We start from the raw sequence: 12,689 nt of genomic DNA on the forward strand, positions 1-12,689 counted from the left end.
GCAATAAAATCAACCATTATAAAAACCAGTGGAACTTACCCTGACACGGATTTCCACTGGTTGTTAGAGGTTTTATCAGATTAACTTCCACTTTAACAGACGGTGGAAGTTAGTTTGGGAATTTAGCCTATCATTTGTTTTTCTTTTTTATGAATTAGCATATAATGGCACTATGAAAACTTCTAAATTTTTTATTATGCGTTTCACTACTTGTTGTATATCTTCTCCTATTTTTGTTTAGAGGGTATCTATTTGATATCTTCTTCTATTTATTTGTTGCCCTCTACGTATCTCCTCTAATATATCCTCTTCCCTCTATATTAGCTTATATCAATTTTAAATACTGAAAAAAAGCTTTAGTAGATACTCGGTTATTTGATTTAGGTAGCATGTTTTTAGGGGGGGGATCGTATTTTCTTATTTCTTTTAGTGTCAGTACCGATGTATGGCAAGTACAACTCTATTCTAATCAAAGCCATACTCCAATATAGTGATTAGTCTCTTAACCTTATTTGGACAGGAACCAGATTATATGATTAAAGCATGTACTGAGACAAGTGACTGGACCTTATCAACCAAGGTATCACCCCCAGATATTTTCTACGATGAGCATTATCTTTGTACTGTCGGAGCGTCTGGTTAAACCTATTCGTATGGGCGTTCGTCATGGTCACCACATCGTCGTTAATCGTCAATTGCTAATTGCCAATGCCTTTGAGCAGATCATTGAAGAAAAACTACCACGAATACATAAGGTGATAAGACACATTTATGACACCTATGGCTATCCAATTGCTAGACAGATCAAGTCACCGTGGCAAGCAGATATTATCTATTTCCTAATGAACCCCTTAGAATGGTGTTTCTTGACGGTCATTTATCTCTGTGATGCAAAACCTGAAAACCGTATCGCACTGCAATATATCACAAAACCAGCAAAATAATAACAATTATATAACTATCAGAAAAAGCCCCATTTGGAGCTTTTTACTTATAAAAACTGTCTCTGTAAAATATCATTCACATCTCGAAGGTAGAACAGTTCAGACGTATTTTCCTCTTCATAGAATTGGATAATATCATCCATAGAGTCTGCCAAATCAATTGTTTTAAAATCAGTTTTTGGAACCCACTTGATTTCTCCCTCATCAGATGATCTGATATTCCCTTCAAATTCAGTTGCCTTGTAGAGAAATACAAGATAACGGATACTTTCTCCTCTTGTGTGAAAATGCTTGACACCAACCAATCTTGGATTTTTAATGGTCAATCCTGTCTCTTCATAGACTTCTCGGACAACAGCTTCGTGTAAGCTCTCGCCTAATTCGATGTGTCCGCCCGGATACGCTGCGCCATCCCAGCTATAACGTTCGGGACTTCGGATCTGCATGACCACTTCTCCCTTATCGTTTTCAATCATGCACATGTTGGTTAAAATAACCTCTTCACTTCTTGCCATCTTGTCCTCACTTTCTGTTGTTTATCAGTTTACTCTTTTCAGGCTTCTGATTGGTAAAATTCCCCAATTAGTTAACATTGTAATAGCCTCAGTTAAACTATTAGTATTTATTATACACCAAAAGACGCTTAACAGCGCCTTTTATTGTTTTTTTAATAATACTCGCCTTGGCGGTAATTCCATGAGTTGAAGTGGTCTGAGAGGTGCATCATAATTTTATCAATGTCAAGCCCCTTACGGATAACAACTGGGCAGTTATCAATAGAGCGACTTCCAGCTCCTTGTTCAGGAATGAGTTTGCCATCTTTATCGACCATTGAGACCATAACGCCTTGTTCGTAGCGGGTTTCAACAGTTTTATCTGGCTGAATAGAGGCGACATAGTCATCTGCTTCGATGACAAGATCAACAGCCTTTTCAATTCGTTCACCGATACCTTCAACTTTCCCACGATTTCCTTTACCAGAAGGGTTTGCAGATGAAGCGTAAACCATCTTCCCTTCTTTTTCCCACATTTCTTTGGCAATTTGTTCACCAGCTACACCAAATTTGATGACAAAACATGAGGTGCCACGGACATCCGTCATGAGTTCTTCCCGTCCATCACCGTAGGCTTTTAATTTCTCATAAGCCTCCGGTTTCCACGGCAAAATACAGCCGAGCAAAATATCCTCATCCCAATGTTTTTGGTAAAAGGCATCAATTTCTGGGGTTAATTGTGCCAGTTCACGGAGCTCCTCCATGCTGCCGCAGAGAACAACACCTGGTTTATTACGGTTACGCTCTTTGGCTTCAAATTTGCGCTCAAGTCCAGCACGGTCACTGGTCATAATAATATAACCAACCTTAGTTGGGGTCACGATACAACCACCATCTCCATTTAGAATATCAAATCCTTCTTGATTAAGTGTGCCATCCCAATGTACGTGTTTTGTCATAATAATTACCTACTTTTCTTTTTATGTTTAATGCGTTAGTTAGTCTTGCCAATAGCTTGGGCGATTGCGTTCATATGCTGCAATAGCATCTGCGTATTCGAGTGTAATGCCAATGTCATCTAGCCCTTTTAATAATTTATGTTTCCAGTCCGCGTCAATATCGAAGGAAAATTCTCCTACTGGCGATAGAATTTTTTGCTCGTATAAATTCACGGTGACTTGGTCTGTCGATTTTAAATTGGCCAACTTCTGCCGAACCTCTAGAGGTTGGACGATGGGCAAAATCCCATTATTCAAATCATTATTATAGTGAATGTCTCCAAAAGAACCTGCAATAATCACTTTAAAGCCATAATCCGCTAGCGCCCACGCTGCATGTTCACGTGAGGATCCGGCCCCAAAATTATCTCCTGTAATCAGAATACTTGCTTTGCGATAAGGAGACGTATTGAAAATAAAGTCAGGATTCTCAGTATAATCATCGTCCAGATAGCGCCATTCGTACATGAGGTACTTCCCAAAGCCTTTTTTATCAATTAATTTCAGGAATTGTTTGGGTAAAATCTGGTCCGTGTCGATATTATCATTCATCAAAGGAACGGTTGTTCCAGAATAGATAGTAAATGCTTCCATCTCACACCCCCTCTAGCTGTCTAATATCTACAAAGCGTCCTGCAATTGCTGCCGCGGCTGCCATGGCTGGGCTACAAAGATGCGGTTTAGAGCCAACTCCCTGCCGGTCTTCAAAATTGCGGTTGCTGGTTGAAGCACAATGCACACCAGATGGAACCTTATCAGGATTCATTCCTAGACACATGGAGCAGCCCGGTTCTCGCCATTCAAAACCTGCATCTGTAAAAATTTTATCCAAACCTAGTTGCTCTGCCGCCTGTTTTACTGGTCTAGACCCCGGAACAACAATGGCTGTCACACCATCTGCAACTTTTTTACCAAGGACATATTTTGCTGCCACCTGTAAGTCACTTAAGCGAGCGTTGGTACAAGAGCCGATAAATACGTAGCCGATTTCAATCGTATCTGGTCTTTGCCCTGGTTCTAGTCCCATATAGTGATAAGCTCTTTCATCATTCATATCACGAATATCTGGGAAGGTTTGGTCAAAAGAAACACCCATCGAAGGATTTGTTCCCCAAGTCACCATAGGAGCTAACTCTGACACATCCATTTCGATTATTTTGTCGTAATGTGCATCCTTATCTGATACTAATGTCTTCCAATCTGCCACAGCTGCCTCAAACTGTCTTGGACAGTGTTTCTTATCCGCCACATAGTCAAATGTCGTCTGGTCAGGGTTCATAATTCCCATTTTTGACCCAAATTCGATGGACATATTACAGATGGTCATGCGTTCTTCCATGGTCAAAGCGTCAATAGCTTCACCTACATATTCCACCACGTAGCCGACACCGAGAGCGACACCATGCTTGGCAATCAGAGCTAGGATATAATCTTTAGCGTAGACACCTTTTGGTGGTTTTCCTGTAAATTTAATCAGTAGCTTTTTTGGTTTCACTTGCCAAATGGTCTGAGTTGCAAAAACATGCTCGACTTCTGTCGTTCCAATTCCAAAAGCAATCGCTCCAAAGGCACCGTGAGTTGCGGTGTGACTATCTCCACAGACAATCAGTTTTCCAGGTTGGGTCAATCCCATCTCCGGTCCAATCATGTGAACAATGCCTTGATGTTTTGAGCCGTGCGGAGCGTGAGGAATCTGAAATTCTTTCACATTTCTCGCCAGAGCATCCATCTGTGCCTTTGAAATCACATCTCGGATGTCATGAATATTCACTGTCGGAACATTGTGGTCAAAAGTCCCATAGGTCAAATCAGGACGGCGAACCTGCCGATTGGCTTCTCGCAGGCCATCAAAAGCCTGAGGGCTGGTCACCTCGTGAATATAATGTTGGTCAACGTACAGGAGTTGAGGTTCACCAGTTTTTCCAGCAATCACATGGCGTTCCCAAAGTTTGTCAAATATCGATTGTCCACCCATTCAGTTCCCCCTATCATTTTCTAACTTTCCAAATCACATAACAGATAGCAATTTGGATAATAATTCCTAAGTACCAGATGACTTGAAAATACCATTTTCGTGTTTTATGGTGAAAATAGTTGCCACCTAAGAAGGCTCCAAGACCTGCACCACACAAGGTTAGCAGTAACAATGTTTTCTCTGAAATCCGCCACTTGCCACGAACAGCTCTGCCTTTATCAATACCGTAAAGGACAAAGACAAAGATATTCCAAAGACTGCCATAAATCAATATCTCCCGTATCATATCAGGTTACCTATGATGGCTTGAGTCATCTCCAAGGTTGTTACCTCTCCACCTAAATCTTTTGTGAAAATGCCATCTGCGAAAGTTTTTTCGACTGCCTTCTCAATCATTTCTGCCCCCTTGATTTCACCAAAGGACTCTCGAAGCATCATAGCAACGGACAAGATCATTGAGATGGGATTGGCAATGCCCAGCCCTGCTATATCAGGCGCTGAACCGTGAATTGGCTCGTAGAGACTTGGACCATCAGTCGAATGACTAGCCGAAGGCATGACGCCAAGAGTACCAGACAGGACTGACGCCTCATCAGAGAGAATATCGCCGAATAAATTTTCCGTGACAATGACATCAAAATGAGCAGGATCGGTAATCAATAGCATGGCTGCGCTGTCAACCAGCTGATGTTCCAAAATCACATCAGGATAATCTTTAGCCACTTCATCAGCCACCTGTCGCCATAGTTTAGAAGTTGCTAAAACATTTTGCTTATCAATGCTGGTTACTTTTTTCTGACGCGTACGAGCAATGTCAAATGCCTTAATCATGATTCGTCGGATTTCGTCCGATGTGTAATCATTGTGATCCCGAGCTTTATCGACTTCTAAAAGATGCTCCCCAAAGTAAATCCCACCAGTCAATTCACGCACAAGCACAAAATCCACGCCCTCAATGCGATCAGGCTTAAGTGGAGACAAATGCTTGAGAGGTTCAAAAATTTTAACTGGTCTTAAGTTAGCATAGAGGTTCAAAGCTTTACGGAGGGCTAACAGACCTTGCTCTGGTCGAACAGGGGCAGTGTCATATTTGGGACCGCCGATAGCTGCTAATAAAATAGCATCTGCTGTTTGCGTTGCTCTTAAGGTTTCTTCTGGTAAGGGATGACCACTGACATCAATACCAGCACCGCCAAAGGGTTTAGCATCCAGCTCATATTGAAAGCCAATTTTTTCTGAGACAGCTTTTAGAACATCCAGCCCAGCAACCATAATTTCTGGACCAATCCCATCACCTGCCAAGGTTACAATTTTCTTTGTCATCATTTCACCTTACATTTCTTTTTCTGATAGTCGGTGACCTATCTCACCAGCATTTTCTTTCTGCACCAGAACATTGGCATTGATATAAGCAATCGCGCCAGCTTTCATCACATCAAAATCAATTCCTGACGCATTGAAAATCGTCCCCGTTTCAGCATTTTCAATGGAAACCGTAACGCGTGCCTGGGCATCAATCCCATCTGTGACAGCATCCATGCTGTAATTGAGTAATTTGACCTCTTGATGGAAGAATTGGTCGATGGCATTGTAAGTCGCTTCCACGGAACCCTTGCCATCAGCTGTGACATCAACCGTTTCCTGCTCAATATTGACCATAGTGACAACTGCTGTCACCGTATCATCAGGATTTGAAGCTAATCTCAGATTGCCAAAGTGGAACCCTTCTGGATTTTCAATTTCAGCACCAGCGACAAGCGCTGTAATATCCGCATCCGTGATGTCTTGCTTCTTATCAGCCAAGGCCTTAAATTTCGCAAAAAGAACGGTGATTTCATCCTCTTCAAACTCTAAATCAAGCTCTTTTAATTTCTCAATAAAAGCATGGCGACCAGATAGTTTTCCAAGCGGCAGTGAGTTGCGTTTCACACCGACCAGTTCAGGTGTAATAATTTCATAGGTCAATGGATTTTTCAGAACGCCATCCTGATGGATACCAGATTCGTGAGAGAAGGCATTTCCACCCACGACCGCCTTATTACGAGGAATCGGAATTCCAGAAAAGCGCGACACCATTTCAGCAGTATTAATAGTTTCTTTTAGGGCAATAGCAGAGCTTGCCTCATAGTAATCCTCACGGATACTAAGCGCTACAGCAACTTCTTCTAGCGCCGCATTTCCAGCCCGCTCACCGATACCATTTAAAGTTCCCTCAACACGACCCGCTCCATTTTTAATGGCTGATAGGGTATTTGCTACAGCCATTCCAAGGTCGTTATGACAATGTGGGCTAAAAATGATTTCTCTGTCCGATTTGATATTCTCAATGAGAAAATTGAAAATCTCCCCATATTCCTCTGGTGTTGTAAACCCAACGGTATCAGGAATATTGATGTAGGTCGCGCCAGCATCAACGGCTGTTTGGACCACTTGAAGCAGAAAATCCAGTTCAGTTCTTGTGGCATCTTCAGGAGAAAATTCAACCACTTCCACCTTAGAACGAGCATAGGTTACATGCTCTGTGATAATCGCTAAAATCTCTTCTTTTGATTTTTTTAATTTGAACTCACGGTGAATAGGACTCGTCGCAATAAAAACATGGATTTGAGGAAATTTAGCGTCCTTAATCGCTTCGTAACAAGTATCAATATCTGATTTGACAGATCGGGCTAGACCAGAAACGGCAGTTGTTTTCATTGCCTTAGCTATTTGTCTAACTGCTTCAAAAGAATCAAGACTAGCTGCTGGGAAACCAGCTTCTATTGCTGAAATTCCCCATTTTTCCAGTTGTTTTGCGATGGCTACTTTTTCCTTGATTGAAAAATTTATACCTGGTGTCTGCTCACCATCTCTGAGTGTTGTGTCTAAAAATTCTATCTTACGCATAACCTCACCACTTTCTAAAACTTAAAACACCTCGCTGGAATATACCAAGCGAGGTGTTTCTCTCCCGCTTGGTAAGCCAAACAGGACTAATGCTTTTGCACTAGCCCGATATTCTCAATAGCAAAACAGTTGTCATTGTGAATGCCATTTGATTTTTTCTCCTTTGTGTTTTAATTTAATGAATATTCTATATTTTTCTGATAATTCTGTCAAGTGGAAAATGATAATTTTTTTATTTTTATGATTGTGGCTTCCTTCACCCTCTATTTTATAGTGGATTGACAAAGGAATAAGACAAGGCAAGGAGCTGCTGATAGAACTTAGTGTTCATCAAAACTGCTTAACGATGCCTTAACCTTTATTCAATTATCTATAAGTTCAGATTCGAACACTTTTTCTACCCACAACATAAAAAAGAAGCTGGTGATCCAACTTCTTCTGCGTTATATCTTATTTTCGGTACATTTTGAATTGCAAGTAAAGGTCGTTATAGATACCTAACCATTTTTGCCCGAGGTTATCGTAAACTTCAAGGTTTTCAATGGTTTCTTGGTCTGGATAGAAAGCTTTGTCAGAAGTGATTTCTTCTGGCAATAGATCTCTTGCCTTAGTATTCGGTGTCGCATAACCAATGTATTCGGCATTCTGCGCAGCATTTTCTGGTTCTAACATAAAATTGATAAAAGCATAAGCCTCTTCTTGATGCTTCACCGTCTTAGGAATGACAATGTTATCAAACCACAAGTTCGATCCCTCACTAGGAACGACATAAACAAGGTCCTCATTGCCATCAAGCATTTCACTAGCTTCTCCAGAGAAAGACACGCCAATAGCAGCATCTCCCTGAATCATGTAGTGCTTCAGCTCGTCACCAACGATTGCCTTAACGTTAGGCGTTAATTCGTTCAACTTTGCTTCAACAACAGCCAGTTCAACCTTGTCTTTACTGTTTAAGCTATATCCAAAGCTATTGAGTCCAAATCCCATAACCTCACGGGCACCATCGACCAGCAAAATATCATTGCGATATTCTTCTCGCCAAAGGTCTTCCCAATGTTCAGGGGCTTCTTTGACCATTGTCGCATTGTAAACAATTCCAACCGTCCCCCAGAAATAAGGAATTGAGTAAGTATTGTTGGGGTCAAAGCTATGTCCCATAAACTCGGAACCAATGTTATCTAATCCCTTAATCTTACCATGATCCAATTCAACCAGGAGGTCTTCCTTAATCATCTTATCAATCATATAGTCAGATGGAACTGCCAAATCATAGGTTGTCCCACCTTGCTTGATTTTAGTGTACATGGCTTCATTAGAATCAAAGGTTTCGTATTGGACCTTAATGCCAGTTTCCTTGGTGAACTTTTTCAACAAATCAGGGTCGATATAATCCCCCCAGTTGTAGATGACCAATTTATTTGAAGCGCTACCACTACTTTGTTTCATGAAAAAGCTGACGCTAAATAGCAGAGCCACGATAGCTAAAATCCCACCTACAAATGAATATAATCTACGCATCCGTAACCTCCTTCTCCTGTGAAATGAAATAGTAACCAATCACTAAAAGGATACTAAAGAGAAAGACGATCGTAGACAGGGCATTGATTTCAAGAGAAATTCCCTGACGAGCGCGAGAATAAATCTCAACAGAAAGCGTTGAAAAACCATTTCCTGTGACAAAGAAGGTTACCGCAAAATCATCAAGCGAGTAGGTAAAGGCCATGAAGTAACCTGCAATAATTCCAGGTGTCAAATAAGGTAGCATGACCTCTTTCATCATTTGAAAACGGGTCGCTCCCAAGTCATAGGCCGCATTGACCATATCGTAGTTCATTTCTTTAAGACGTGGCAAGACCATCAAAACCACAATAGGAATCGAAAAAGCCACATGGCTAAGAAGAACAGAGAGTTCACCAAGTTCAAATTTTATGGTTGTAAACAAAATCAGGAAGCTTGCTCCAATCATCACATCTGGTGCAACCATCAAAACATTATTCGCTGACAAGAGACCGTTTTGATAACGACGACGTGTTTGATGGATAAAAATTGCTCCAAAGGTTCCAATTATTGTTGCTAATAGGGCTGATAAAAAGGCAAGGAAAAAGGTTTCGACTAAGATAAGCATAAGACGACTATCCCCAAACATGATGCTATAGTGCTCAAAAGTCATTCCTGTAAAGCCATTCATATCCCCACCTTGGTTAAAGGAATAGAAAATCAAGTAAATAATTGGGATATATAGAATCAAGAAGACGACTGCAAGATAAAGATTAGCTAATTTTTTCATTGACGTCTCTCCTTTGTCACCCACATTGTCACTACCATAGCAAGAATTAAGATAACGCCAATGGTAGCTCCCATTCCCCAGTTTTGAGTGGTAAGGAAATGTTGCTCAATGGCAGTTCCTAGAGTAATCACACGATTTCCCCCAATCAAACGCGTCAACATAAAGAGACTCAAACTTGGGATAAAGACCGATTGAATGCCTGAACGCACCCCATTTAATGAGAGTGGGAAAATAACTTTTCTAAAGGTCTGCATTTCTGTCGCTCCCAAATCTCGGCTAGCGTTGATGACATTACCATCAATATCATCAAGAGCATTGAAAATCGGTAAAATCATAAAAGGCAATTCAATATAGCTAGCGACAAAGATAAATGAAAAATCTGTGAACAGAATTTGCTGCGGTGCCAAGCCCATAAAAGTTAAAAAGCTATTGATACCACCTTGCTGACCAAAAATCCCCATAAAGGCGTAAGCTTTTAACAAAAGATTAACCCAAGTCGGTAAAATAACCAGCATGAGCCACAACTGCTTGTGCTTGAGTTTGGTCAAAATCAGAGCTGTCGGATAACTGATTAAAAAGGTTACCAAAGTGATAATACCAGCGTACAAAATGGAGTTGAAACTCATTCTGAGATAGGTCCAGCTGCTAAAGAAGGTCGCGTAGTTATTGAAGGTAAAGTTTCCTTCAATGTCAAAAAGTGACTTCCAGACCAAGAGCATGACTGGTGCCGCTACAAATAGCAAAATCCAAAGGAGGTAGGGAACTGAAAAAAGGGCATTATTGGTTTTCTTCATGGCGTTCCTCCTCGATAGCATTGATGAGGCCGTCTTCCACTTCTTCCACTTCAACGTATTCTTCGATACGGGCGTCAAATTCTTCTTCCGTTTCGTTGAGACGCATGATGTGAATATCTTCTGGCTCAAAATCAAGACCGATACGCTCTCCCTCAATGGCTTTGCGGGTAGAGTGAATCATCCATTCGTTCCCTAGGTTATCGTAAGCAATGATTTCATAGTGAACCCCACGGAACAATTGCGTATCAACCGTAACCTCTAATTTTCCTTCTTCTGGCAAAGTAATCCGCAAATCTTCTGGGCGGATAACCACTTCTACAGGTTCATTTGGTCGCATCCCACCATCGACAGCTTCAAAACGTTTGCCGTTAAATTCCACCAAGTAGTCTTCAATCATGACACCTGGAAGAATATTAGATTCTCCGATAAAGGTCGCAACAAAATGATTAATCGGCTCATCATAAATATCAACTGGTGTCCCTGATTGGACAATCTCACCATCATTCATGACAAAAATCCAGTCTGACATGGCAAGCGCTTCTTCCTGATCGTGGGTAACAAAAACAAAGGTGATGCCAAGACGCTGTTGCAATTCACGAAGTTCGTACTGCATTTCAGTTCGCAATTTCAAATCAAGGGCTGATAGAGGCTCATCAAGCAAGACCACACGAGGCTGATTGATAATCGCACGAGCAATGGCAACACGTTGGCGCTGACCACCAGATAATTTTTGAATCGAACGTTTACCAAAACCTTCTAGACGAACCATCTTAAGTGCTTCTTCAACACGCTGGTCAATTTCTTTTTTATCAACTTTCTTGATGCGTAGTGGGAAAGCAACATTTTCAGCAACCGTCATGTGTGGGAAAAGCGCATAGTTCTGAAAGACAGTATGCACATCACGTTTATTGATTGGAACATCGTTGATACGCTTACCATCTAAGTAGATATTCCCACTTGTGGCATCTAATAAGCCCGCAATAATATTTAAAATGGTTGATTTTCCAGAACCAGATGCCCCTAAAAGGGTGTAGAACTTTCCTTCTTCCAATTCAAAATTAATATTTTTTAAGACTTGCGTGTCACTATCTTCAAATGTCTTAGTGACATTTTCAAAGGCAATAATTGGATTTGTCAATTGAGCTTATTCCTCTCTATTTTCTTCAGATACACCGATGATACGAACTTCTGTTTCCAGCGTCACACCTGAATGTTCTTTTACTTTTTCAATCACGCTAGCGATTAAGTTTTCATAATCAGTAGCTGTGCCATTGTCCACATTAACCATAAAGCCTGCGTGCTTGGTTGAGACTTCAACACCACCAACACGATAGCCCTTGAGACCCGCCTCTGAGATAAGAGCTCCAGCAAAGTAGCCAACAGGACGCTTAAACACAGAACCACATGAAGGTAATTCTAAGGGTTGTTTCAACTCACGTAGGTGGGTCAAACGTGCCATTTCCTGTGTGATTTGTGTGTAATCTCCTGGTTTTAAAGCAAATTTTGCAGATAGAACAATCGCACCAGATTCTTGAATCGCAGAATGGCGATAACCAAACTTTAAGTCTCTAGCTTCCAAGGTAATAATGTCACCGTCTTTAGTCAATAGCTGCGCCGATGTCAAAACATGGGCAATTTCACCACCATAAGCACCAGCATTCATAAAGACAGCACCGCCAATTGATCCTGGAATACCGCAGGCAAACTCAAAACCAGTCAAACTGTGACGGCTAGCAACCCTAGTTGTCTCAATCAGATTGGCACCAGCTTCTGCTTCAATCACATAACCAGACACCGTAATCGTTGCCATTTTCTCTAACATAATCACCATACCACGAATACCACCATCACGCACGATGAGGTTGCTGGCATTTCCCAAAACGGTCCACTCCAACTGGTGAGTTTTGGCAAAGGTGAGCAAGCGTTGCAATTCATGACGCGAACGAGGGAAAGCCAACAAATCCGCAGGTCCCCCCACTTTCGTATAGGTATAATTTTTCAAAGGTTCATCAACGCGAACATCAATACCTGCTAATTCAGTTTTTATAAAATCTAACATCATACATTCCATCTCTAGATCCTGCCTAAACAAGATAAAAATCGGCATAAAGCCGATTCTATTATATCAAAAAGAAAACTGTTTGACGACCGATTGAGATAATAAATTTAGCAAGCATTGCCTAGGGTAATTTCCCAAAGTAATTTCCACTTTAGCTTTCGAAGCGGAAGTTAGTCTAAAACGGATTTTTATGGTGGAATTAAGTCTGAGACGTTTGCGTTAGAAATGAGTCCTTACTATGACAAAATATAA

Annotated in this window: 12 protein-coding genes and 1 pseudogene; 1 reads left to right on the top strand and 12 read right to left on the bottom strand. The window is 41.1% G+C overall.

The annotated features are described in order from the left end of the window. Nucleotides 1-475 precede the first annotated feature (475 nt). Nucleotides 476-944, top strand: a pseudogene (locus tag EAF07_RS10095) (DUF6688 domain-containing protein); the annotation flags it as partial. A gap of 47 nt (nt 945-991) precedes the next feature. On the opposite strand, the gene EAF07_RS10100 reads toward EAF07_RS10095, so the two are convergent. The 12 genes from EAF07_RS10100 to murB form a co-directional block, all read right to left on the bottom strand. Then, nucleotides 992-1,459 carry an 8-oxo-dGTP diphosphatase gene (locus EAF07_RS10100; RefSeq protein WP_121836423.1) on the bottom strand — a complete coding sequence of 156 codons (468 nt, stop codon included), beginning with the start codon at nt 1,457-1,459 and terminating at the stop codon, nt 992-994. Nucleotides 1,460-1,611: 152 nt separating this feature from the next. Continuing rightward, a complete protein-coding gene (locus EAF07_RS10105) occupies nt 1,612-2,397 on the bottom strand; it encodes an L-threonylcarbamoyladenylate synthase (RefSeq protein ID WP_121836424.1) in 786 nt (261 codons plus the stop codon). 39 nt (nt 2,398-2,436) lie between these two features. Beyond that, nucleotides 2,437-3,030: a 3-isopropylmalate dehydratase small subunit gene (gene leuD / locus EAF07_RS10110; RefSeq protein ID WP_121836425.1), complete on the bottom strand. Its 594-nt coding sequence runs from the start codon at nt 3,028-3,030 to the stop codon at nt 2,437-2,439. 1 nt (nt 3,031) lies between these two features. Next, on the bottom strand, nt 3,032-4,411 hold the full coding sequence (gene leuC / locus EAF07_RS10115) for a 3-isopropylmalate dehydratase large subunit (protein WP_121836426.1): 1,380 nt from the start codon (nt 4,409-4,411) through the stop codon (nt 3,032-3,034). A 13-nt stretch (nt 4,412-4,424) separates the two neighbouring features. After that, nucleotides 4,425-4,697 carry a DUF1294 domain-containing protein gene (locus EAF07_RS10120; protein WP_121836427.1) on the bottom strand — a complete coding sequence of 91 codons (273 nt, stop codon included), beginning with the start codon at nt 4,695-4,697 and terminating at the stop codon, nt 4,425-4,427. Beyond that, entirely contained in the window at nt 4,694-5,734 is a 1,041-nt protein-coding gene (leuB, locus tag EAF07_RS10125) for a 3-isopropylmalate dehydrogenase (RefSeq protein WP_121836428.1), read from the bottom strand. Before leuB ends, EAF07_RS10120 begins: the two co-directional genes overlap by 4 nt. A gap of 9 nt (nt 5,735-5,743) precedes the next feature. Next, a complete protein-coding gene (locus EAF07_RS10130) occupies nt 5,744-7,297 on the bottom strand; it encodes a 2-isopropylmalate synthase (RefSeq protein ID WP_121836429.1) in 1,554 nt (517 codons plus the stop codon). Nucleotides 7,298-7,747: 450 nt separating this feature from the next. Then, on the bottom strand, nt 7,748-8,815 hold the full coding sequence (locus EAF07_RS10135) for an ABC transporter substrate-binding protein (RefSeq protein ID WP_121836430.1): 1,068 nt from the start codon (nt 8,813-8,815) through the stop codon (nt 7,748-7,750). Next, nucleotides 8,808-9,584 carry an ABC transporter permease gene (locus EAF07_RS10140; RefSeq protein WP_121836431.1) on the bottom strand — a complete coding sequence of 259 codons (777 nt, stop codon included), beginning with the start codon at nt 9,582-9,584 and terminating at the stop codon, nt 8,808-8,810. Before EAF07_RS10140 ends, EAF07_RS10135 begins: the two co-directional genes overlap by 8 nt. Then, nucleotides 9,581-10,378, bottom strand: a complete 798-nt coding sequence (locus tag EAF07_RS10145) for an ABC transporter permease (RefSeq protein ID WP_121836432.1) — start codon at nt 10,376-10,378, stop codon at nt 9,581-9,583. Before EAF07_RS10145 ends, EAF07_RS10140 begins: the two co-directional genes overlap by 4 nt. Then, nucleotides 10,362-11,516 (bottom strand): ABC transporter ATP-binding protein, encoded by a 1,155-nt coding sequence (locus EAF07_RS10150; protein ID WP_121836433.1) that lies wholly within the window; start codon nt 11,514-11,516, stop codon nt 10,362-10,364. The genes EAF07_RS10145 and EAF07_RS10150 overlap by 17 nt, the downstream gene beginning before the upstream one ends. A gap of 6 nt (nt 11,517-11,522) precedes the next feature. Then, a complete protein-coding gene (murB, locus tag EAF07_RS10155; protein ID WP_121836434.1) occupies nt 11,523-12,437 on the bottom strand; it encodes a UDP-N-acetylmuramate dehydrogenase in 915 nt (304 codons plus the stop codon). Nucleotides 12,438-12,689: the final 252 nt, after the last annotated feature.

The organism is Streptococcus hillyeri (assembly GCF_003686955.1).
Taxonomy (GTDB): domain Bacteria; phylum Bacillota; class Bacilli; order Lactobacillales; family Streptococcaceae; genus Streptococcus; species Streptococcus hillyeri.